Source organism: Pseudoalteromonas sp. AOP31-A2-14 (assembly GCF_052378035.1).
Classification (GTDB): domain Bacteria; phylum Pseudomonadota; class Gammaproteobacteria; order Enterobacterales; family Alteromonadaceae; genus Pseudoalteromonas.
Window position 1 is genome coordinate 2,786,993 of sequence record NZ_JBQSXI010000001.1, and the last position, 21,308, is coordinate 2,808,300.

A 21,308-nucleotide genomic window follows, 5' to 3' on the forward strand; every position below is an offset into this window, starting at 1 on the left:
AACCCCAACGACGCTCGCATCTTGAGATGGTTTGGGTATATGTGGTAAATTGCGGTGTTATTTTGCAACTATGGTTATACACCCGTGACGATGCCAGCCCCTGATTACACGCAACTCGCTCAGCAAATAAAAGAGTGGGGCAAAGAGCTTGGCTTTAGCGAGGTCGGTATTACTGATATTGACCTAACTAAACATGAAGCTCAATTACAGCGCTGGCTAGATTTAGGTTATCACGGTGATATGGACTACATGGCTTCGCACGGTATGAAGCGCGCACGCCCCGCAGAACTAGTACCCGGCACACAGCGGGTGATTTCAGTAAAAATGAACTACCTCCCCCCTGATGCAAGCTTTGCTAAAACACTCAAAAATACAGATCAGGCCTACATAAGTCGTTATGCACTTGGCCGTGATTATCACAAGTTAATGCGTAATCGTATTAAAAAGCTAGGCCAAAAAATAGAGCTTGAAGTAGGCGAATTGGGTTTTCGGCCCTTCGTTGACTCTGCCCCCGTACTTGAGCGCCAATTAGCCGAAAAAGCAGGACTTGGTTGGCAGGGTAAACATAGTTTATTGATCAATAAAGAGGCCGGCTCGTGGTTCTTTTTAGGGGAATTATTTGTTGATATTCCCCTGCCCGTTGATAAACCCAATGAATTTGAAGGCTGCGGTAAATGTGTTGCCTGTATGACTTTATGCCCTACTGGCGCTATTGTTGAACCTTATGTTGTTGATGCCCGTAAATGTATTTCTTATTTAACGATAGAGCTGCAAGGCGCTATTCCTGAGCAGTATCGCTCATTACTGGGTAATCGAATTTATGGTTGCGATGACTGCCAGTTAGTATGTCCTTGGAATCGCTATGGGCAGCTAACTGATGAAGCCGACTTTCACCCACGAAAACAGCTAAAAGATAAAGATTTAATAGAGCTTTTCAACTGGGATGAAGCCACTTTTTTAAAAAATACTGAAGGCAGCCCAATCCGCCGTATTGGTCATCAACGCTGGCGCCGAAACATAGCTGTAGGATTAGGTAACGCCGAGTTTGATCAAACTATAATTGATACACTTAATCAAATTCGTGAGCAATCTAGTGAACTGGTTATTGAGCATATAGACTGGGCGCTTGAGCAGCAGCAAAACAAAAAAGCCAAACAGCTTAGGAAAACCGCTCGGCTCATTCGTATCGTCGAAAAAGGCTTACCTCGCGACGCCTAATATCAGTATTATTAGCGCTCAAGCAATAAAGCTAAATTTAGCTCTTTATGTTCCAATATTATTTTTACAGTACCTAGCGGCACACCATGAGCGATAAAATTAAATCAAACGACCATAAGAGATATCTTCTTCCAACATTGAGAAATGAAGTAACTCAACGGTACAACCAATCAACTCTAACAGAACTTTAACACGTATAGCTAGGCTATTACTGCCTACAATTAAAATATGCCGCACAACACGTTACGCTTATTATTCATTCATAATAAAAGCATAACCTATAATTTTTTATAGGCAGGATATCGCCTGTTATTTTAAATTAACCATTTGAAATAATTAGTTTTTAAACTTAATATTTTACAAATTCTTACCTAATATGGTTAAACTATATTTTTGTCCATCCATAGTTGCGATATTTGGTAGCACTCCCCACGTTTGATATTCAAAGCGCTGAAATAGTTTTATACTGGGTATATTATGGCTAAAAATAAATGCCAACAATACACTAATATTAAGCATCTTGGCCTGTTGTTCAGCAAACGTAAGCAATTGTTTACCGAGCCCTCTCCCTTGGACTGCACTCGCAAGGTAAATGCTTATTTCAACGGTACCGTCATAAGCTGGACGGCCATAAAATGACTTATAACTAAGCCAAGCGCTCACTTGCTCTGCTTGCTCATAAACATAAATAGGTCGGCGCTCATTGTGGCTGTCAAACCAAGCTTGTTTTTCATCTACGGTGGTAGGCTCAGTATCCGCGGTAACCATACGCGACGGAATAGTTTCGTTATAAATAGCTACAATTGCAGCCAAGTCAGCTTGATTAGCTAGACGAATAGACATATAAACTTAAAAATAGTGTTGTTCAAGATGTCTGATAATAGCGTATATTTAGCCTAAATAACTAGCTCTGATAACCATTCTTTTAAAAGTATAATGCTTATAAGTGCCCTTCTTAACGCCTCCCTATAAACTGATGAAAAGCAACCAGTACAAAATAGCCAACTAAAAACGATGACTTTGTCAAAGTCACACTACATAAGCCGCACTATAAAAAAGCATTGATTTATTATACCAATAAAAAACAGACTATTATTAGCCGTGAATACCGCCAGCGAGCGACATAACCATGATACCGACACTATATTAAACACCTTAATATACAAACGAGCTCACAGCTGGAACTTTTAGAAATATGTTGTATATGTTGACCACAAGCAAGTTGGGCGTTTTAATAGTGAGACTAAGCCCAATTTTGATAAATTAATTACAGCCCTAGATTCAAATTGTAAGTGCATAACTTGTTTTGGCTAGATTAAGTGGTCAGTTGCTCATAAACTAACTGCTTTTTCTCCGGCAAGAGATTTTACAATGAGACATTACAAACAACTGACCTATGCGCAAAGATGCCAGATCGCCGTTCTAAAGAAAAGCGGTTTTACGCAACAAAGTATTGCTGAGCTAACTAATTTATCGCAATCTACGATTTCAAGAGAGCTTTCTAGAAATACAGGTAAGCGAGGTTACAGACACAAACAAGCTCATGAGCGGGCTTTGTTTCGCCGAAGAAGTGTAAGAAAACCGCTTAAGATGACACCTGAAATGATAGCTTTAATTACCCAGAAGCTTAATGAGAAGTGGAGTCCTGAACAAATAACGGGATGGTTACGCAAAGAAAGTGAACTGTCTGTCAGCCATGAATGCATTTATCTGTATATCTGGGAAGATAAAAAAGCAGGTGGTGAGTTATACCTACATCTGCGCCGACACGGTAAGAAATATCACAAGCGCAGTCATGGTAAAACAAACCGAGGGCAAATAAAAAATCGCGTTAGCATTGAAGAGCGCCCACAAATAGTTGATGAGAAAGGTCGTATCGGAGATTGGGAAATAGATACCGTCATAGGCAAAGGTCATCGAGGCGCCTTTGTTACCATTGTAGAGCGGGTCACCCAATTCACTGTATCAACTCAGGTGGCAGGCAAAACAGCACAAGCCGTCACTGCGGCGACGATAGAGCTATTAAGGCCATATAGGTCAGCGCTTCATAGCATCACGGCTGACAATGGAAAAGAGTTCGCTTATCACGAGCAAATCACAGAGGCTTTAAGTGTTCCTGTTTATTTTGCTCACCCTTATCACTCATGGGAGCGCGGATTGAATGAAAACACGAATGGATTACTACGTCAGTATTGGCCGAAGAGCACCGATTTTAAGGCGGTAACACCAGCGCAAGTTATACCAGTACTTGAGCAACTTAATAATCGTCCGAGGAAGACACTTGGATTTGAAACGCCTGCAAAATTGATGCAGGATCACTTGGCGGCTAAAGCCGCCTAAACGTTATGCACTTCAGATTTGAATCCGCGAGCTATTAAAAAGGCTATTTAAGATATTTAAATTTAAACTGGTACATGTAGTAACAAGTAGACTAGACTAACGGTAAATATGGTTAAAAATACACCACAATTAAATGGGAGAATTTATGGCAGTAGCAAGTGCAAGACATATACTAGTAGATAGCGAAGCGCAATGCTTAGACTTAAAAAGCAAAATAGAGCAAGGTGAAGGCTTTGCAGAGCTTGCCAAAGAACACTCAAACTGTCCGTCTGGCCAAGACGGTGGTGCACTAGGTGAGTTTGGTCCAGGCATGATGGTACCAGAGTTTGATAAGGTTGTTTTTTCTGCGCCACTTAATCAAGTGCAAGGCCCAGTACAAACACAGTTCGGTTATCACTTATTAGAAGTAACAAGCCGTACTGAGTAAATGTACAATTTATAATTTAATCGATATAAGCCGTGTTCATTTATTGAGTACGGCTTTCTTTTGAGTAAAAATTTTATTGTGCCAACACTCTGGTTTTGATATTAAGAATGATAAAATAATTTTAATCTACAAATGAACTAGTTATTGAAACATTAAACTATTTAAATAGTCATTTAACTGATAAAAATTAAAGGCTATGAATAGTGATACTGCTTACTTGATTGAGTTTAACGCTACTTCTCAGTTAATTGCGTTGCAAACATATAGCCTAAAAAAAGCGCCAAGCAAACCAGTCCACGTAACTAATCCTAAATTCGGATAATAAGTGCAATTTCTCAGATTAGATGGCCAGCTGTTATAATTCGGCCATTTTCTCGCCAAAGGAAATTGCTTTAATGAAATATAAACAGCTGACACAAGAAGAAAGATACCAGATTTACGCGTTAATAAAAGCAGGAAATAACCAAAAGCAGATAGCTGAAGAACTAACTCGTTCACCGTCATCTATTTCTAGAGAGCTAAAACGCAATAAAGGACTTAAAGGCTATCGGCCTAACCAAGCCAATAACTTTGCTGAACAAAGACGTAAGTCATCTTTCAAAGCAAGTAAGTTAACAGAGGACGTCACTCACTGGATTAATAAATTGTTGCATGACGGACTTTCCCCTGAGCAAGTGGCAGGCCGCTTAGCTTTAGAGAAACAGGTCGTTTTACATCATGAAACAATTTATCAATATATTTACAGAGACAAGGCTCGTGGTGGCAAGCTACATAAGACACTCACTCGTGCATGTAAAAAGTATAAAAAACGCTATGGAAGCTATGATAAACGTGGACAGATAGTTAATCGAGTCAGCATTGATGAACGCCCAAGTATTGTGGATTCAAAGTCTAGGATTGGTGATTGGGAGGGCGATACAGTGATAGGTAAAGGGCGTAAAAATGCGCTTGTCACAATGGTTGAACGTAAAACGTTATATACAGTCGTTCACAGAATTGAAAGCAAGCATGCGAAAATAACAGCCGATGCGCTGATCACGTGTATGACACCATATAAAGGTAAGGTTATTACCGTGACGTTAGATAATGGAAAAGAGTTTGCTCACCATGAGCATGTTGCACAAAAATTAGAAGCTGATGTGTATTTCGCTCATCCCTATTCATCATGGGAGCGGGGCATAAATGAGAATACCAACGGCTTACTTAGACGCTTCTTCCCCAAGGGAACTGACTTTATGGCGCTAAGTGAAGCAGAGATACAGGCGGCAGTTGATAAGCTCAACCATCGGCCAAGAAAAACAAGAGGGTATAAAACCCCTCATGAATTATTTACGGGGCAATCAGAAGTTCTGGTGGCTGCATAATGATTGCACTTAATACTTGAATTCAAGAATATAAAAGGTAAAAAGCATGAGTGATATTGAAATTGAATCTGAACTAGTCAGTTTTGTTGAAAAAGTACGCCTTAGCGAGCAACTTTGGGCACTTGGTGCAGAAGATGGTGGCTTTGTAGTTTGCGAATCAAACCAGTTTGAAAACGCTGATGTATTACTTCTGTGGGAAAGTGAAGCCAGCGCTAAAGCGCAATGTAAAGAAGAGTGGGCAGGATACAGCCCTGTTGAAATTAGTGTTGTTGAGTTTTTAGATGAATGGGTTGAAGACTTAAAAATTGATGATGCCCTAGTTGGCTTAAATTGGAATGATGACCAAGTATGCATAGAAATAGAGCCGGTAGGCCTTGCCCGTGCATTAAGCGAATAACCCTACTTTAAACTCGCTAGTTTATTTGTTTAATAAAATTTGCAATAAACTAGCGAGTATTTTTGCTTTCAAGGTATTAAATTGAAATCCCATCTCGGCCGCAGGCCTTTTTCCGCTATGGAATTGCACACTATTAATCATGGTTATATTTATGGTGACCAGCGCTTACCCCATGAACAAGCTAAGCACTGGCACTTTTGGCTACCACTTATTGCCTATTATAGTGGTGCATATAGTGATGAAATTGGCCATTTAACACTTAGTGATCTTTGCGACACTACAATTCCTTGCTTTCATTTTCATACTAGCGGAAAAATAAAAGCCCGATTAGTACCTATTCATCAGGCGCTATTTGATGCAGGTTTGAGTGATTATATAAAAATGCTAAAGCTCAAAGGCCATACTCGATTACTATTTGACTTGCCTGCTAAATCTGGCCGTTATAGTGAAAAAGTACGAATTTGGTTTTCAGGTGAAGGCGAGCGCGCAGGTTACTTACAAAAGTGCAATATACCCAGTATTGATCAGCTTGGAATGAAAACCGCCATTAGTAGCCTTAGGCTTAACTTTGAGCAGCAAATTCGTATTTACGCGTTACAAGCAGCCAATAAAGACGCCTTTAATTATTTAATGGGTTTTAACAACTACTCAAACGATGCTTTTACCGATACCCACAGCCTTAACTTAATCATCCAACAAATTAGGGTAGTTAACCCGCAACTACATTGGCAACGTTTTATTTCAAGGCAATCTGACTGACAAGTTTTGTTACTAAGTTCTTCATTACTCAATTAATAAAAAACTGATAGGATGGCTTTGTATACATTCTAACAAGAAACTATCAGAGACTCCTATGTTCATTAAAAGCCTACTAACACTCAGTATTGCCTTAGCGGTAAGTTCAGCAAATGCCAATGAGTTTGTTATTGAAAAACTTGCTAAACCAAGTTCACAAAACGTTGATCTTACGCTCGACCCTGCACAAGATACTTTTAGCGGTAAAACCGAAATAGCCCTTGAAGTACTAAAACCGACCAAATATATTGAGCTAAACGGTGTTGATTACGCTACTCAAATGGCGCAACTATTCGGTGATGAAAATTGCGATTTAAGTACCGAAATGCTGAAAACAGGTAAAGTAAAATTTAGCTGTGATGAGCAGATCCAGCCAGGAAAATATACTTTAAAAATTGATTTTACCGCACCTTATAATCGCCAAAGTGTTGGTTTATATAAAACCCTTGATCAAGGGGTTCCTTATTTATTTACCCAATTTGAAATGAGTGATGCACGCCGCGCATTTCCGGTTTTTGATGAACCAAGCTATAAAATCCCTTTTCAATTGACCATTACTGCGCCAAGCTCACAAAAAGTGTACGCCAATACGCCAGAGCTTAAAACCGTAGTTAATGAGGATATGACCACTCACTTCTTTGATAAAACACCACCAATTCCCTCTTATTTAGTGGCAATGGCTGTAGGCCCATTTGAAGAGCGTGAAATAAAAGATATGGCAGTTCCAGGTCGCGTAATTACTCCGCAAGGTAAAATTCATTTAGGTGAATACGCCGAACAAAACATACCCAAAGTACTTAGCGCATTAGAGGATTATTTTGGCATTCCTTATGTGTATAAAAAGCTCGATTCAGTCGCAGTACCTGAGTTTCCATTCGGTGCAATGGAAAATGCGGGATTAGTCACTTACCGTGAAGATATTCTATTAGTTGATTTAGCCACAGCAACTCGTAGCAAAAAAGAGCGTAATATCTCTATTATTGCTCACGAACTTGCTCACCAATGGTACGGTAACTTAGTAACGATGAAATGGTGGAACGACTTATGGTTAAACGAAGCGTTTGCAAGCTGGATGGCGGCTAAAATTACCGCACAACTTAATCCTGAGTTTGAGTCGCACTTAGACTTACCACAAAACAAAGTAATGGCATTAGATTCCCGTTTAAGCACCAAGCCTATTCGTAAGCCGATTAAAACCGAAGCAGACATTATGGATGGTTTAGGTCTTGCCTACAGCAAAGGCAGTTCAGTACTCGCCATGGTTGAAAACTGGATTGGTGAAGATGCTTTTCAAAAAGGTATTCAAGCTTACCTTAAAGAGTTTTCGTATAAAAATGCTGAAGCTGCCGATTTATGGCAGGCACTGGGTAAAGCCTCAAATAAAGACGTAGCGAGTGTATTAAAGTCATTTATTGAGCAATCTTCGTTTCCACTGCTAAAAGTAAACCAACAAGGTAAATCAATCACCATAAACCAGAGCCGCTTTACTAACGCCGGTGTTGATGCGCCTGCACAGTTATGGAATGTACCCGTTGCGATTAAATATGGTGCAGGGGATAAAGTAAAAACAGCCAATATTTTACTAACCAAAGAAAACCAAAAAGTAGAGCTTGAGTTTGCACCTGAGTGGATTTATCCAGATCAAGGTGCGCTTGGTTATTACCGCTGGGTGCTTGATGAGCCGCAATTTGCTGCGTTAATCGATAATGCGGCTACAAACCTCAGTGTACGTGAGCGCTTAGCGCTATTATCAGCTGCGGATGCATTACTTGATGCAGGAGTAATATCAGCCGCGCACTTAATGCAAACATTAGAAACCTTTGTTAGCGACAAACACCCGCGCGTTGCAAATACAGCGCTGGGTTACTTAGCATCGAAAAAGCGTACTTTTGAAGATGGAAGCAACAAAGAGCTATGGCCTGAGTTTATTCGTAAAAGTATTACACCCGCAGCTAAGCAATACGGTTTAACAGCAAAAGAAGGTGAAGATGCGGGTATTTCACAGCTAAGAGGCCAAGTTGTTGCTCAGCTAGGTTTTGCTGGCGAAGATCAAAGTGTGATCAATACCGCAAAGGTGCAAGCCCAACTGTATTTAAATAACCCTGAGAAAGTAGACCCTTACTTAGCATCTACTTATTTAAACTTAGCGGCTTTGCATGGTGATAAAGCCTTACTAGACGTTTATAAAAATACTTTCAAAACCACGAAAGATCCACAAGTGCGTACTAAAATGCTTGCTGCAATGAGCTATTTTGGTAAACCAGAATTACAAAATGCAGTGCTTGAATATAGCTTAACAGATGAAGTAACCGCCTCTGATATGCGTACCATTATGTCTGGTCAAGCGTATACCGATGCGCGTGAAACCTTATTCATCAACTGGATTTACGCTAATTACGATAATGTAGTTGCTCAGCTACCCCCGTTTTTTGTGCCTAACTTACCGTTTTTCACCACTTCAGGTTGTAGTGAGGCAAGCTTACAAAAAACACAAAAGTTCTTTACTGATAAAATCAGTGAAGTCCCAGGTTATGCTCGGACATTAAGTAAATTAGAAGAAAGTGTAAATACTTGTATCGCACTCAAAGAGCGCGAGCTTGAATCAGTCAATAACTTCTTAAAGCGTTAACTACGTACCTTAAAAGCATAAACGGCAAGCTACTCGCTTGCCGTTTTTATTTGTATCTTTTTATATATTACTGAGAAATCGTATTCACTAACTTAGTAATAAATGCATCTGCGCCTTCGCGCGAGGTGATCTTGTAAGCTAAACCATAGTGAATAGGTTTCGCACTTTTAAATATACGAGTCGGAAAACGCGTCATTTCACTACTATGAAAAAAACCATCAATACGCGCTACACCATCAAGCGCTGAAAAATCGTCATTAAAAATTTCAAATATTGGCCGAATTATTATTTTAGGATGCAGGGCAAGATCATACTTAACTTGATTATTACTTCGAATCTGTGATCAAATCGCCTTTTTCTCAAAGGCGATTAACATGTCATTCATCAACCATTTCAACGACATTCAAGATACTCGTTCACACATCAACAAAAAACATGAATTGCTGGATGTTATATTCCTTACAGTCACTGCGATTATTTCAGGTGCTGAAGGGTGGAAGGATATTAAGCAATTCGGTGACAGTAAACTGACTTGGTTACGTAAGTTTCGTTCATTTGAAAATGGTATTCCTGTCGATGATACGATTGCTCGTATCATTAGCTCACTGGCCCCTGAAGCTTTATTAGCTTGTTTTGTTTCTTGGGTTAATGAGCTTAGAGATGCGAATAATCAAAGCGTCATTGCCTTTGACGGTAAAACACTTCGCCATTCTTATGATGGTGATAAAAAAACAGCTATTCACAGTGTTTCAGCTTATGCAGTTGAACAGGGCCTAGTACTAGCACAATGCAAATCCAAAAGTAAGAAGAATGAAGTATCAACAGTGATGGCACTTATTGAATTACTTGAGCTTAAAGGCAATATCATCACAGCAGACGCGATGCATTGTTTAAAGAAAGTGACGAAAGCCGTCAGCAAGAAAGACGGAGACTATTTGCTGCAAGTGAAGAATAACCAAGGAAAATTGAACAAAGAAATTCAAGCCTACTATCACAAAGTCAGACGAGAGCAGCCATCACTCATCCAGCAAAATAGCCATGAAACAGTAAATGATGGGCATGGTCGAATAGAGCAGCGCACGTACACTCAACTGTTGGTGACAGATTGGCTTGAGCAGCGCCACGGTTGGGTCAATTTCAACTCCATAGTCGAGGTAGTACGACAGCGTTATGTTGGCGATAGTCATACAATGGAAACGAGTTATTACATCAGCTCGCTAGGGATAAACCCAGAGCAAGTAGCCAAGTCTATTCGCCAGCATTGGGGAATAGAAAACTCAGCACACTGGGTATTAGATATGACATTTAAAGAAGACGATTCACGTATTCGTCGAGGTGATGCCCCCGAGAATATGGCGACCTTCAGACGATTTGCGATGAACTTAGCGAAATTAAGCGCGATAAAAGACAGTATGAAAGGTAAGTTGAAACAGGCTGCTTGGTCAGATGAGGTAAGAGAGCAGCTTATTTTAGGATAAATAACGCTCAAGTATGATTTTGCCCTGTTTTAGGATGCCCCCCTTCACTATGAAGGTAAATTGCCTCTTTTGATTTTGGTAACATAAATTCGGTAATGTTTTTAATTTGAAAATTACTACGACAGCCCAACTCAATAATTAACTCTTTAACCTGCTCCGTGCTTACTGACATAAACGCCCTTTAGGTAAACTGTATTTCAGGTAACTTATTACTTTTTACAAACAAATGCTAGCTGCTCAGAAAAATAACTCATACGCGTAATCGTAGTATCGCAATAAGGCGTTAAATCAAGCCATAGTGATACTTCATCAGGTTTTATAAGAGAACGTTTATATACGCGGTTTTGTAGTGCATAAATTAAGGTGTGATCATTAATTAATATGAAATCTTGTAGTGATGGCGGCAAACGAAATAGCTCAGTTACTTCACCCGATTGAGGCTTAAAACTAGCAAGCCAATTTTGCTGCTCTTTTTGATAACTAAATAGATACTGATTGTTCGCGCTATTAAATAACAGAGTACGGCCAATATTATTTGCTACCACTTCAGGCTTTGCTGAGGCTACAGATGTGTATTGCAAAGTATGTGGCTCGCCTAAAATAAACATTACTAAATCGTCATTTACACCCCAAGCATGATAACCAACCGGCTCGATCCATTCAAAGATACGTTTTGGTGATGCTGACTTATCAAACGGGTAATACCATAATTTTTGCTTTGTATTATTTTCAACAACAATTGCAGAAAGCCCTTCACCAATAGGTGATAGTGTAGGTGAACATTCACTTACTTCACTATTGGTGAGGTTGGTAGTTTGCTTAGTAGCAAAGTCATAAAAGGCGATATCGGTTTGGCTTTGCTCATCTGCTATTACCTCTTTGGTAAAATAAATACCTTTTTCAGTTAATAATGGCTGATTAGTGTAACTATCGGCTTCTGTAATACGGCTCACTTTAAGGCCATGCGGTGTATTTAAATGCGCCAATAATATTTCACTTTTAGGCATAGCTGCATTAGTAACTAGTGGTGTAAGTGCCGCTACCGTGATGAACTGGGCCACCTTTAAAATTAAATTCATCATTTTCTCTAATTATTATTTTATTGTTCTATCATAACGCTATTTAAACATTCCGTCACTTGACCTACACTGTTAAGCTCTTTATAAATGACTAGAGCATAATAACGAGAATAACTATGTCAGCTAAACACCCTATAATTGCTATTACTGGTTCATCAGGTGCAGGAACTACAACAACGACGAATGCCATTAAGCATATATTTCGTAGTCTTAATATCGATGCTTCATTTATAGAAGGTGATAGCTTTCATCGCTATACTCGCCCTGAAATGGATAAAAAAATCCGTGAAGCACAAAGTGAAAGTAAACATATTAGTTATTTTGGCCGTGAAGCCAATGACTTTGGTGCTCTAGAAGAGCTATTTTGCACATACGGCGAAACAGGTTCTGGTAAGCTACGTCGTTATTTACATACCTTTGACGAAGCCGTACCTTATAACCAACTTCCAGGCACATTTACACCCTGGCAGGAACTTGAAAAAAACACCGACATTCTTTTTTACGAAGGTCTGCACGGTGCCGTTGTTGATCAAGATCATGACGTTGCAAAACATGTTGATTTACTGATTGGCATGGTGCCTATAATAAACCTTGAATGGATCCAAAAGCTTATTCGCGACACTTCTGAGCGCGGTCATTCTCGTGAAGCTGTAATGGGCTCTATCGTGCGTAGTATGGATGATTATATAAACCATATTACGCCGCAATTTTCTCGTACCCATATAAACTTCCAGCGCGTACCTACAGTTGATACATCGAATCCATTTAGCGCAAAAGATATTCCTTCACTTGATGAAAGCTTCGTAGTGATCCGATTTAGGGGCATTGATGATGCAGATTTCCCTTATTATCTGCGTATGATTGAGGGAAGCTTTATGTCACGAATTAATACCCTCGTAGTACCCGGTGGAAAGATGGGATTAGCAATGGAATTAGTTTTAACGCCACTGATAAAAGATATCATTTTAAAGAAACGCGCTCTTGAAAACTTAACACCAGTAGGCTTGCCGATTTGAATAACTCACGTACACTTCCCTATTACTTTTAACGGGAGCGCTCTGTATGAGTGAGTTATCATTAAAAATAATTGTCGGTTCTAAAAATCCAGTAAAGATTAATGCCGCTAAAAAAATATTCGAGCTTTATTACCCCAATCATAATATTGATTGTGAAGGGGTTGCTGCACCATCAAATGTGCCCGACCAACCTATTGGCGAAGAACAAACTCGCATAGGCGCACAAAATCGCGTGCAATATTGTCAAAAGCACTACCAAGCTGACTTCTACAGCGCAATGGAAGGCGGAGCAGAAAATTTTTCTTATGGCCCAGCCACGTTTGCATATGTCGTGATTGCTAATCACTCAGATTGCAGTATAGGACGCAGTAGTAACTTACCTTTACCATCAGCACTTTACAATTCACTTATCGAAGGTAAAGAGCTCGGTGATGTTATGGATACTGCGTTTAGTACCACCAACATAAAACAACAAGGTGGTGCCATTGGCCTTTTAACTAACCATCAAGCAACGCGAGAAAGCACTTATATTCAAGCGCTGACACTTGCCATGGCGCCTTTTTTACACCCAACTTTATACAAGCTTTAACGGAGTAATAATGAAGTACAGCCACGTGTTATTTGATGCCGATGAAACCTTATTTAGTTTTGATGCTCAAGCAGGCCTAAAACACATGTTCAAAAGCTACAGTGTTGATTTTACAGCGGCTGATTACAGTTACTTTCAAGCGATAAACAAACCACTTTGGCTTGAATACCAAAATGACAAGATAACAGCAGTACATCTACAAGTTACCCGCTTTAGCGAGTGGTCAAAAAAGCTAAACGTACCAGCGAAAAAACTCAACGACGACTTTTTAACAGCTATGGCTGAAATTTGTAAGCCGTTGCCAGGAGCTATATCACTGCTTAACAAATTAAAACCCCATGCAAAGCTCGGTATTATTACTAATGGCTTTACACAGTTACAAGCTCGTCGTTTAAAGCAAACAGGCTTAGCTGACATGTTTGATTGGTTAGTGATCTCTGAGCAGGTCGGTATCGCAAAACCTAACCCAGGAATCTTTAATCACACATTTCAGTTAATGGGTAACCCACCAAAGAAAAAAATTCTTATGGTAGGCGACACGCCAAGTAGTGATATTTTAGGGGGTCAAAATGCAGGTATCGATACCTGCTGGCTACGTCATCCAGGTTCTAGCTTACCTGATAATATAAAACCAACGCATATCATTGATAACCTCCAACAACTAGAGCAAGTCCTAAAGCTCTAGTACTGTCTATGTGTAGGTTACGTACTACAGGGGCATAAATAGCGTAGCCACAAAGATACCTTATCGCAGATAACAAAAAACCCACTTCATCTCTGACGCGGGTTCTTCAATTTAAAACTTAGTAGTGTCATAGTGCCTAGAGCGGGCACGAGACACATCACAAATATGCGACTCTATGTTTCTTGATTCAATCACTGCTGAGCTCTTCATGGCTTCCTGACAGTTTACTCAGTCCCAAACTTATTAAACGTAAGCGCGCATTTAAGCAGTGCGCTTAGCTATAATCGAAGTCTAGCTGCACATTCCACGGCATTAGGTCGGTAAAATCATCATCACCCACATCTCGATTCGGCAACGTTTTAAATAAATGCACAAAGTAGTAATACGGATTGATGTCATTAGCACGACACGTCATCACAATACTATAAAGTATCGCGCTGGCCTGAGCACCATTAACCGATTTTGAGAATAGCCAGTTTTTTCTACCAGTGGTAAACGGCCGAATATCTCGCTCAGTAATATTATTATCAATCCCTAGTTCGCCATCTTCACTATACCGCATTAATTTCGGCCATTGATTAAGCGTGTATTTTATCGCTTTGCCAATATAACTCCCCGCCGTTACTTTACCTTCGGCTTCATCAAGCCACGCTTTAAAGTGCATTAATATGGGTAAGGCTTTTTCTTGTCGTAACTGATACCGCGCTTGAGGAGATAACTGTTTGTTTTTAGCGTGGGTTTCCAGTTTATATAATTGGCTGATAAAGCTGATGGCTTTATGCGCTCGACCTTTGTTTTTCGACTCTGCTTTTAAGGCATCGTTATATTTGCGTCTAGCGTGTGCCCAGCAACCAACAGGGGTAATGCCTTCAATACCGTCATAAACACGGTAACCGTCGCACTGTAAATAGCCTTGATAACCGGCAAGAAATTCTTTTGCGCAAGCGCGACTTCGACCTGCTTGGTAATCGTAAATCACGACAGGCTCACGGCTGACCTCATTGCTGCGATAAACCCACATGTAGGAATTGCTGCTAGGGTTGTCACCTTCATCTAAGACTTGTGTACGGGTTTCATCGGCACATAAACTGTGCTCACTAAGCAAGTGACGTTGCATGGCTGCCACTAAGGGGCTGATTAGCAGGCCCGCTTTAATACACCAATTAGCTAATGTTCCGCGCGATAGTTCAAGGCCGCCACGGCCCAGTATGTCAACGAAACGATAAAGCGGTAAGGCATCGCAGTATTTGCCCGTAACAACCGCCGATAACGCTTCTGGACTCGCAATGCTGCCAGGAATAGGCTGCTTGGGTTTAGGCGCGGTGATTATTTTACTGGCCAATTGTTCATGCTCGCAATGTCTGCAAGCATATTTAAATTGTTTGTGCTTAATGACACTGACTTTCGCCGGAATAATCTTCACTTGCTCGCTGTCTTCACTACCACATTGATGTAGTTGTTCACCGCAACACTGACACGTTAACTCGGTTAAGGTGTGCTCAACCTCTTCTCGTTCAAAGTGCTCAGCCAGTATTTGTTTACCTTTCTTATGGTGTTTAGGCGGCTCAGTCGTTTTATGCTGCTCCGCTTCATTGAAGGTGCCCCGTGGGGCTTTTTCACTTTTTTTACCGTATTTTTGGGATTTACTTAACTTAAGCTCAGCAAGCAAGTGGTCAATCCGCGATTGCATTTCAACCTTATCTTCTTGCAGTGAAATTTTATCTTTTTCTAAGCCATCAAGCTTAGCCTGCATAAGTGCAAGCTGATTTTGTAGTTCGGTGATGAGAATAGTGTCTGGCATTTTAATAGCATGACACATGGGAAAGATCGTTCAAGTAAAAAAAACGATCTGGTTAATTTACATCACTGATAACCCTGATAAAGTTGAGTGGCGGGTTTTATTATTTACCGGTAAGCCAGATAATAACCATTGTAACTGCCGTTGTTCAATCCCCATGGCTACGTGTGCTTGAGCATGATTTGGCCATTGAAATCGTCCTTGCTCTAAGCGACGATAATAAAGCCAAAAACCATTGGTATCCCAAAACAAAATTTTTAATTTATCGCGTTGTTTATTACAAAAAACGAACCACGCTTGGCTTAAAGGATCGAGAGATAGGGTATCGCTGACAATAATACTTAACCCATTGATTGATTTTCGCATGTCGGTGAATCCCGTGACCAAGTAAACTTGGTGGGTGCAAGGTGTCACAGTACGCTCAATAATTTGGCTAGCGTTTGGTTAGCTAATGTCGACTCGAAGTCTATTTGATAGCCGTTTGGTGTGGTGAGTTTAATGATTGAAGGGTGTGTAAAGGCTTGCTCATGAATAACAAACGGGATCACCTGTTGCTTTTTAACCCTTATCGTTTCGTCAGAAAGGCGTTTACGCCAAACATAGAAAGTCGATGCGTTAATGTTGTTATCACGACAAAATTGAATGATGGCTAAACCACTCGATTTTTGCTGCTCAAAAATGCCTTGCCAGTGTTTTATTTTTTGCTGTTTATTCATAATTACCTCAGGTTAATATGCTGAGTAAATTATGCATAGGTAGCATTAATATTGGTATGTGGGTTTAATTGCGCGCTTACTATTAAACACCAGACAGCATCGAGTAGGGTGAGGCTTATGCCTCATCCCTCTCACAGAACCGTACGTACGGACCTCGTATACGGCTCCTGTACCCTTCACATTTTATCAACTTATTTCCTAAACGCCGATAAAGCAAGCCATCCCGTATTCACTTTTTCTATTGGATATAAACCAAGCTCCTCAAACCATTGGTTTGGCATCGATACACAAGATAAAGGGCTTAGTGAGTTACGCCACGAGTTCATCTTAATGAACTTAAACGGTGGCTTTTTTCCTAACTGTTTTAGTCGTCGATGTAGCCTTGATGGCTTCTTCCACAACCTCAGCTGTATTGCCCTTAGTCTTCGTCTGATCCAACCTGCCAAGGCTTTTAGCTCTCGTTTACAATTGGCTATACTAAAATAATTTACAAAACCGCGCACAACTGGATTTAGCCGTTTTATTACTTCTGCTAAATTTATGCCGCCGTTACGTTTTGTTAATTGCTTCACTTTTTGTTTAAACCCGATGAGTTTTGATGCTTGTATCCGTGTCCACTGGCTACCTATCTCTACTCCCAAAAACTTCACTCCTTTGCTGCTATGAGCAATATGGGTTTTATTTTGGTTCACGGTTAATTTCAAGTCTCGCTCTAGTATCTGGGTGGATGCCTTAAGTGCTTCTTGCGCTGCTTTTTCTGTGCTGCACAAAATCAAGATATCATCTGCATACCTCACTATTCGGTGATTACGCTTTTTCATTTCTTGATCGAAAGCATCTAGGTAGATATTGGCCAATAACGGGCTAATTACGCCACCTTGTGGGCTTCCTATCGTACTAGCCTCCCAGTGTTCACCTATCATTACTCCGCTTTTTAAGAACTGATTAATCAGTTTTAAAATACTACCGTCCGTCACTTTGCGTCTAACACTCCTAATTATCAAAGCATGATCAAGCAGGTCAAAACACTTCGACAAATCCATGTCTACGACCCAGTCGCGATGGTATTTACGGATAAATACACTTGCTTTACTGATAGCGTCATGACAGCTTCGTTTCGGCCTATACCCATAACTCGATGGGTGAAAGTCGATGTCGAATATCGGTTGGAGTATGTTCAATAGTGTTTGTTGCACTATTCGGTCTCGAACTGCGGGGATACCTAGCATTCTGACACCGCCATCATCTTTGGGTATTTCCACCCGTTTGACAGGTTGTGCCCTATATTGCTTGGTTTGCAGCTCAAGTTGCAGTTGTTTTAAGTTTGCTTCTAAATTCAGGGCGAATGCGCCTACGGTCTGCCTATCTATTCCGGCCGCTCCTTTAGCTGCTTTCACTTTTTTGAATCCCTTGTACAGGTTATTAATGTCTAATAATTGTCCGTACAAGCTGTAGTAAACTGTCATTTTCTGCCTTTGCTTGCGGTATGTCTGCTCGTGTCACTCTACTTATCGCTGATTCTTCATGATGACATTAGGTGTGCTAGCCTTTTTTGGCAATCTGCCTAAGTGGTCAGTCATTACTCCATTGCTCGCCCTTCAATTCTCAGCGTCTACATTCCTGTTTGGCCGTCATATTTTGGCTATTTCCGTCGAAATACTTGTGAGCCGATAAACAAAAGTTCCCGTCTTTCATACGCTTAAAGAATACTTCCCCCCTTCGCAATCAATTAAAGCTTTTGGCTAAAGTTGACCCCATCAAACATAATGTTGATGGTCGGCTTGGTTTTCCCCTCCACACCATTACTGGCTTTCATCGGCCTAGCCTTACTCACTACTACGGGTTCATCTGCCACCTCACACCGACACTAAATCTTGGCTTTCACCTTGAATTTAGGCCACTTACTCTCATTAAGTTTAGATGCCAGGCTTCCCCAGTTACTGCACTGGCTCCCTGTTAGAAATCCCACCCTCAAGCACAGTATTGGTCTGACTAAGTATAGGGCGTTGCGCTATTTTGCACGCTGACCCACCAATACTGCCGAAACAGGTTACGGTTAGTTGTGTACCTCTAACTTCTTATGGCTTCCTTCAGACCCCACCGTTGGCCAGTGACGCCCTTGCCATTCAGATTATCTTCCCCTTAGTCAGGGTGATAAGGCATCTTTCAGCCTATCGGGTTTGCCAGCTTCGCTGGGCAAACATCGAGTAGGGTGAGGCTTATGCCTCATCCCTCTCACAGAACCGTACGTACGGACCTCGTATACGGCTCCTGTACCCTTCACATTTTATCAACTTATTTCCTAAACGCCGATAAAGCAAGCCATCCCGTATTCACTTTTTCTATTGGATATAAACCAAGCTCCTCAAACCATTGGTTTGGCATCGATACACAAGATAAAGGGCTTAGTGAGTTACGCCACGAGTTCATCTTAATGAACTTAAACGGTGGCTTTTTTCCTAACTGCTTTAGTCGTCGATGTAGCCTTGATGGCTTCTTCCACAACCTCAGCTGTATTGCCCTTAGTCTTCGTCTGATCCAACCTGCCAAGGCTTTTAGCTCTCGTTTACAATTGGCTATACTAAAATAATTTACAAAACCGCGCACAACTGGATTTAGCCGTTTTATTACTTCTGCTAAATTTATGCCGCCGTTACGTTTTGTTAATTGCTTCACTTTTTGTTTAAACCCGATGAGTTTTGATGCTTGTATCCGTGTCCACTGGCTACCTATCTCTACTCCCAAAAACTTCACTCCTTTGCTGCTATGAGCAATATGGGTTTTATTTTGGTTCACGGTTAATTTCAAGTCTCGCTCTAGTATCTGGGTGGATGCCTTAAGTGCTTCTTGCGCTGCTTTTTCTGTGCTGCACAAAATCAAGATATCATCTGCATACCTCACTATTCGGTGATTACGCTTTTTCATTTCTTGATCGAAAGCATCTAGGTAGATATTGGCCAATAACGGGCTAATTACGCCACCTTGTGGGCTTCCTATCGTACTAGCCTCCCAGTGTTCACCTATCATTACTCCGCTTTTTAAGAACTGATTAATCAGTTTTAAAATACTACCGTCCGTCACTTTGCGTCTAACACTCCTAATTATCAAAGCATGATCAAGCAGGTCAAAACACTTCGACAAATCCATGTCTACGACCCAGTCGCGATGGTATTTACGGATAAATACACTTGCTTTACTGATAGCGTCATGACAGCTTCGTTTCGGCCTATACCCATAACTCGATGGGTGAAAGTCGATGTCGAATATCGGTTGGAGTATGTTCAATAGTGTTTGTTGCACTATTCGGTCTCGAACTGCGGGGATACCTAGCATTCTGACACCGCCATCATCTTTGGGTATTTCCACCCGTTTGACAGGTTGTGCCCTATATTGCTTGGTTTGCAGCTCAAGTTGCAGTTGTTTTAAGTTTGCTTCTAAATTCAGGGCGAATGCGCCTACGGTCTGCCTATCTATTCCGGCCGCTCCTTTAGCTGCTTTCACTTTTTTGAATCCCTTGTACAGGTTATTAATGTCTAATAATTGTCCGTACAAGCTGTAGTAAACTGTCATTTTCTGCCTTTGCTTGCGGTATGTCTGCTCGTGTCACTCTACTTATCGCTGATTCTTCATGATGACATTAGGTGTGCTAGCCTTTTTTGGCAATCTGCCTAAGTGGTCAGTCATTACTCCATTGCTCGCCCTTCAATTCTCAGCGTCTACATTCCTGTTTGGCCGTCATATTTTGGCTATTTCCGTCGAAATACTTGTGAGCCGATAAACAAAAGTTCCCGTCTTTCATACGCTTAAAGAATACTTCCCCCCTTCGCAATCAATTAAAGCTTTTGGCTAAAGTTGACCCCATCAAACATAATGTTGATGGTCGGCTTGGTTTTCCCCTCCACACCATTACTGGCTTTCATCGGCCTAGCCTTACTCACTACTACGGGTTCATCTGCCACCTCACACCGACACTAAATCTTGGCTTTCACCTTGAATTTAGGCCACTTACTCTCATTAAGTTTAGATGCCAGGCTTCCCCAGTTACTGCACTGGCTCCCTGTTAGAAATCCCACCCTCAAGCACAGTATTGGTCTGACTAAGTATAGGGCGTTGCGCTATTTTGCACGCTGACCCACCAATACTGCCGAAACAGGTTACGGTTAGTTGTGTACCTCTAACTTCTTATGGCTTCCTTCAGACCCCACCGTTGGCCAGTGACGCCCTTGCCATTCAGATTATCTTCCCCTTAGTCAGGGTGATAAGGCATCTTTCAGCCTATCGGGTTTGCCAGCTTCGCTGGGCAAACAAAAAACCCGTCACATTACTGTAACGGGTTTCTTTAATTTATATCCTGGTAATGTCCTACTTTCGCATAACAAATGCTACACTATCATCGGCGCTGTTTCGTTTCACTACTGAGTTCGGCATGGAGTCAGGTGGGTCCAAAACGCTATTTTCACCAAGAAAATTCTGTTTAATTTTCTTATTTTTAATTATTAAGTTTAAAGTCCTTCGACTGAATTTGAAGCCTGGTAATGTCCTACTTTCGCATAACAAATGCTACACTATCATCGGCGCTGTTTCGTTTCACTACTGAGTTCGGCATGGAGTCAGGTGGGTCCAAAACGCTATTGTCACCAAGCAAATTTGGGCGTTAATTCGTATCGCTACGCACTAACTGAATTTGGAAAATAGCTGATAATATTTTTTAAGTCTTTCTACGTAATATCTACTTTAGTCATTAACTTCTGTATAAACTGTCGCATAAAACGCGTTT

General features: G+C 40.9%; 21 protein-coding genes and 2 rRNA genes. 11 read left to right on the plus strand and 12 right to left on the minus strand.

Going from position 1 to position 21,308, the window contains the following annotated elements; all coding sequences use genetic code 11:
- The first annotated feature begins 90 nt into the window (after positions 1 to 90).
- Positions 91 to 1,218 (plus strand): tRNA epoxyqueuosine(34) reductase QueG, encoded by a 1,128-nt coding sequence (queG, locus tag ACT3S9_RS12845; protein ID WP_441835847.1) that lies wholly within the window; start codon positions 91 to 93, stop codon positions 1,216 to 1,218.
- 99 nt (positions 1,219 to 1,317) lie between these two features.
- Here the strand turns inward: queG and ACT3S9_RS12850 are convergent, their stop codons facing one another.
- On the minus strand, positions 1,318 to 1,455 hold the full coding sequence (locus ACT3S9_RS12850) for a hypothetical protein (RefSeq protein ID WP_444750960.1): 138 nt from the start codon (positions 1,453 to 1,455) through the stop codon (positions 1,318 to 1,320).
- A gap of 120 nt (positions 1,456 to 1,575) precedes the next feature.
- On the minus strand, positions 1,576 to 2,061 hold the full coding sequence (locus ACT3S9_RS12855; RefSeq protein WP_441835836.1) for a GNAT family N-acetyltransferase: 486 nt from the start codon (positions 2,059 to 2,061) through the stop codon (positions 1,576 to 1,578).
- 528 nt (positions 2,062 to 2,589) lie between these two features.
- Here ACT3S9_RS12855 and ACT3S9_RS12860 point away from each other — a divergent pair.
- The 6 genes from ACT3S9_RS12860 to ACT3S9_RS12885 all read left to right on the plus strand — a co-directional run bounded on the left by ACT3S9_RS12860 (position 2,590) and on the right by ACT3S9_RS12885 (position 9,170).
- Positions 2,590 to 3,558 carry an IS30 family transposase gene (locus tag ACT3S9_RS12860; protein WP_444750711.1) on the plus strand — a complete coding sequence of 323 codons (969 nt, stop codon included), beginning with the start codon at positions 2,590 to 2,592 and terminating at the stop codon, positions 3,556 to 3,558.
- A gap of 145 nt (positions 3,559 to 3,703) precedes the next feature.
- Positions 3,704 to 3,985 (plus strand): peptidylprolyl isomerase, encoded by a 282-nt coding sequence (locus ACT3S9_RS12865; protein ID WP_441835837.1) that lies wholly within the window; start codon positions 3,704 to 3,706, stop codon positions 3,983 to 3,985.
- Between the two features lie 395 nt (positions 3,986 to 4,380).
- Complete coding sequence (locus ACT3S9_RS12870) at positions 4,381 to 5,349, plus strand: IS30 family transposase (protein ID WP_086959932.1); 969 nt, start codon at positions 4,381 to 4,383, stop codon at positions 5,347 to 5,349.
- 46 nt (positions 5,350 to 5,395) lie between these two features.
- Entirely contained in the window at positions 5,396 to 5,746 is a 351-nt protein-coding gene (locus tag ACT3S9_RS12875) for a DUF2750 domain-containing protein (protein WP_444750961.1), read from the plus strand.
- Between the two features lie 81 nt (positions 5,747 to 5,827).
- Positions 5,828 to 6,505, plus strand: coding sequence for a hypothetical protein (locus ACT3S9_RS12880; RefSeq protein ID WP_441835839.1), 678 nt, complete (start codon positions 5,828 to 5,830; stop codon positions 6,503 to 6,505).
- 94 nt (positions 6,506 to 6,599) lie between these two features.
- Positions 6,600 to 9,170 (plus strand): M1 family metallopeptidase, encoded by a 2,571-nt coding sequence (locus ACT3S9_RS12885; RefSeq protein ID WP_441835840.1) that lies wholly within the window; start codon positions 6,600 to 6,602, stop codon positions 9,168 to 9,170.
- A gap of 67 nt (positions 9,171 to 9,237) precedes the next feature.
- On the opposite strand, the gene ACT3S9_RS12890 is transcribed toward ACT3S9_RS12885, so the two are convergent.
- Complete coding sequence (locus tag ACT3S9_RS12890) at positions 9,238 to 9,366, minus strand: hypothetical protein (protein ID WP_444750962.1); 129 nt, start codon at positions 9,364 to 9,366, stop codon at positions 9,238 to 9,240.
- A 178-nt stretch (positions 9,367 to 9,544) separates the two neighbouring features.
- Here ACT3S9_RS12890 and ACT3S9_RS12895 point away from each other — a divergent pair, with 178 nt between their 5' ends.
- A complete protein-coding gene (locus tag ACT3S9_RS12895) occupies positions 9,545 to 10,648 on the plus strand; it encodes an ISAs1 family transposase (protein WP_096793603.1) in 1,104 nt (367 codons plus the stop codon).
- A 7-nt stretch (positions 10,649 to 10,655) separates the two neighbouring features.
- Here the strand turns inward: ACT3S9_RS12895 and ACT3S9_RS12900 are convergent, their stop codons facing one another.
- The gene (locus ACT3S9_RS12900) at positions 10,656 to 10,820 is read right to left on the minus strand and encodes a hypothetical protein (RefSeq protein ID WP_444750963.1); all 165 of its coding nucleotides are present in this window, start codon (positions 10,818 to 10,820) and stop codon (positions 10,656 to 10,658) included.
- A 37-nt stretch (positions 10,821 to 10,857) separates the two neighbouring features.
- A complete protein-coding gene (locus tag ACT3S9_RS12905) occupies positions 10,858 to 11,727 on the minus strand; it encodes a hypothetical protein (RefSeq protein ID WP_444750964.1) in 870 nt (289 codons plus the stop codon).
- 116 nt (positions 11,728 to 11,843) lie between these two features.
- On the opposite strand from ACT3S9_RS12905, the gene ACT3S9_RS12910 reads away from it, so the two are divergent.
- The 3 genes from ACT3S9_RS12910 to yjjG are packed head-to-tail and all read left to right on the plus strand — an operon-like array spanning position 11,844 to position 14,017.
- Positions 11,844 to 12,743: a phosphoribulokinase gene (locus tag ACT3S9_RS12910; RefSeq protein ID WP_444750965.1), complete on the plus strand. Its 900-nt coding sequence runs from the start codon at positions 11,844 to 11,846 to the stop codon at positions 12,741 to 12,743.
- Positions 12,744 to 12,789: 46 nt separating this feature from the next.
- On the plus strand, positions 12,790 to 13,332 hold the full coding sequence (gene yjjX, locus ACT3S9_RS12915) for an inosine/xanthosine triphosphatase (RefSeq protein WP_441835844.1): 543 nt from the start codon (positions 12,790 to 12,792) through the stop codon (positions 13,330 to 13,332).
- A gap of 10 nt (positions 13,333 to 13,342) precedes the next feature.
- Complete coding sequence (yjjG, locus tag ACT3S9_RS12920; RefSeq protein WP_441835845.1) at positions 13,343 to 14,017, plus strand: pyrimidine 5'-nucleotidase; 675 nt, start codon at positions 13,343 to 13,345, stop codon at positions 14,015 to 14,017.
- Between the two features lie 274 nt (positions 14,018 to 14,291).
- Here yjjG and tnpC read toward each other — a convergent pair whose 3' ends face one another.
- The 7 genes from tnpC to rrf (ACT3S9_RS12955) all read right to left on the minus strand — a co-directional run bounded on the left by tnpC (position 14,292) and on the right by rrf (ACT3S9_RS12955) (position 21,173).
- A complete protein-coding gene (gene tnpC, locus ACT3S9_RS12925; RefSeq protein WP_443490041.1) occupies positions 14,292 to 15,836 on the minus strand; it encodes an IS66 family transposase in 1,545 nt (514 codons plus the stop codon).
- Positions 15,837 to 15,875: 39 nt separating this feature from the next.
- Positions 15,876 to 16,229, minus strand: coding sequence for an IS66 family insertion sequence element accessory protein TnpB (tnpB, locus tag ACT3S9_RS12930; RefSeq protein WP_024605589.1), 354 nt, complete (start codon positions 16,227 to 16,229; stop codon positions 15,876 to 15,878).
- Positions 16,226 to 16,531, minus strand: coding sequence for an IS66 family insertion sequence element accessory protein TnpA (tnpA, locus tag ACT3S9_RS12935; RefSeq protein ID WP_013465796.1), 306 nt, complete (start codon positions 16,529 to 16,531; stop codon positions 16,226 to 16,228). Before tnpA ends, tnpB begins: the two co-directional genes overlap by 4 nt.
- A 191-nt stretch (positions 16,532 to 16,722) precedes the next feature.
- Complete coding sequence (gene ltrA, locus ACT3S9_RS12940; protein WP_086960535.1) at positions 16,723 to 17,997, minus strand: group II intron reverse transcriptase/maturase; 1,275 nt, start codon at positions 17,995 to 17,997, stop codon at positions 16,723 to 16,725.
- An 829-nt stretch (positions 17,998 to 18,826) separates the two neighbouring features.
- A complete protein-coding gene (gene ltrA / locus ACT3S9_RS12945) occupies positions 18,827 to 20,101 on the minus strand; it encodes a group II intron reverse transcriptase/maturase (RefSeq protein WP_086960535.1) in 1,275 nt (424 codons plus the stop codon).
- 779 nt (positions 20,102 to 20,880) lie between these two features.
- A 5S ribosomal RNA gene (gene rrf, locus ACT3S9_RS12950) occupies positions 20,881 to 20,995 on the minus strand.
- Between the two features lie 63 nt (positions 20,996 to 21,058).
- Positions 21,059 to 21,173, minus strand: a 5S ribosomal RNA gene (gene rrf / locus ACT3S9_RS12955).
- Positions 21,174 to 21,308 lie beyond the last annotated feature (135 nt).

Coding starts and splice junctions, on each gene's coding strand:
- ACT3S9_RS12910 (WP_444750965.1), top strand. CDS start 11,844: ATGTCAGCTAAACACCCTATAATTGCTATTACTGGTTCATCAGGTGCA.
- ACT3S9_RS12870 (WP_086959932.1), top strand. CDS start 4,381: ATGAAATATAAACAGCTGACACAAGAAGAAAGATACCAGATTTACGCG.
- ACT3S9_RS12860 (WP_444750711.1), top strand. CDS start 2,590: ATGAGACATTACAAACAACTGACCTATGCGCAAAGATGCCAGATCGCC.
- ACT3S9_RS12875 (WP_444750961.1), top strand. CDS start 5,396: ATGAGTGATATTGAAATTGAATCTGAACTAGTCAGTTTTGTTGAAAAA.
- ltrA (WP_086960535.1), bottom strand. CDS start 20,101: ATGACAGTTTACTACAGCTTGTACGGACAATTATTAGACATTAATAAC.
- tnpA (WP_013465796.1), bottom strand. CDS start 16,531: ATGAATAAACAGCAAAAAATAAAACACTGGCAAGGCATTTTTGAGCAG.
- ltrA (WP_086960535.1), bottom strand. CDS start 17,997: ATGACAGTTTACTACAGCTTGTACGGACAATTATTAGACATTAATAAC.
- ACT3S9_RS12885 (WP_441835840.1), top strand. CDS start 6,600: ATGTTCATTAAAAGCCTACTAACACTCAGTATTGCCTTAGCGGTAAGT.
- queG (WP_441835847.1), top strand. CDS start 91: ATGCCAGCCCCTGATTACACGCAACTCGCTCAGCAAATAAAAGAGTGG.
- yjjX (WP_441835844.1), top strand. CDS start 12,790: ATGAGTGAGTTATCATTAAAAATAATTGTCGGTTCTAAAAATCCAGTA.
- ACT3S9_RS12865 (WP_441835837.1), top strand. CDS start 3,704: ATGGCAGTAGCAAGTGCAAGACATATACTAGTAGATAGCGAAGCGCAA.
- yjjG (WP_441835845.1), top strand. CDS start 13,343: ATGAAGTACAGCCACGTGTTATTTGATGCCGATGAAACCTTATTTAGT.
- tnpC (WP_443490041.1), bottom strand. CDS start 15,836: ATGTGTCATGCTATTAAAATGCCAGACACTATTCTCATCACCGAACTA.
- ACT3S9_RS12900 (WP_444750963.1), bottom strand. CDS start 10,820: ATGTCAGTAAGCACGGAGCAGGTTAAAGAGTTAATTATTGAGTTGGGC.
- ACT3S9_RS12905 (WP_444750964.1), bottom strand. CDS start 11,727: ATGAATTTAATTTTAAAGGTGGCCCAGTTCATCACGGTAGCGGCACTT.
- ACT3S9_RS12890 (WP_444750962.1), bottom strand. CDS start 9,366: ATGACGCGTTTTCCGACTCGTATATTTAAAAGTGCGAAACCTATTCAC.
- ACT3S9_RS12895 (WP_096793603.1), top strand. CDS start 9,545: ATGTCATTCATCAACCATTTCAACGACATTCAAGATACTCGTTCACAC.
- ACT3S9_RS12855 (WP_441835836.1), bottom strand. CDS start 2,061: ATGTCTATTCGTCTAGCTAATCAAGCTGACTTGGCTGCAATTGTAGCT.